The 460-nt window shown below is 38.3% G+C and carries 1 protein-coding gene; it reads right to left on the reverse strand.

All coding sequences use genetic code 11. From position 1 onward, the window contains the following. Positions 1-460, reverse strand: a 460-nt coding sequence (locus ETC05_RS17405; protein ID WP_171661556.1) for a DUF4080 domain-containing protein, incomplete at both ends; no start/stop codon positions are given.

Consider the following 460-nt stretch of genomic DNA (forward strand, 5'->3'; position numbering starts at 1 on the left):
CCCTCACCTTTTTCAGCGCAGTATACGGAAAAGAAAACATATGCGGCTGGTGATCGCTATAGTTGTAATAAACTAACAAAATTGCCGGCTCTTTTACTAATATCTTTTTTTGCAAATACAGCTCAGGATTAAATGGAAGAATTTCTAAAACCGTATGCTTATATAAATCTTTTTCCGAAAGAGACAGATTTAAAAAGGTTTTTCCAAGCATTTCAGGGTTGGACAGGATAAATTGATAGATTGCTGATTGCTCCTGTTTTTTAAGCTTTTCATCCCACCATGGCTTTCGCGGCTTTTGCTTCTGATTGCGCAAATAATCGTATTTCAGAAACCCTTCAACAGTTGGCAAATGTTCTCGTTTGCGTTCTTGAATAAACGAAAATAATCTTCGAAACAAATCTTCGAGCTGATGACCAATTCTTGCCCATCCGCGTTCATCCCAGTAGGCGCCAAATTCTTG

This window comes from Geobacillus sp. BMUD, assembly GCF_013096845.1.
Classification (GTDB): domain Bacteria; phylum Bacillota; class Bacilli; order Bacillales; family Anoxybacillaceae; genus Geobacillus; species Geobacillus vulcani.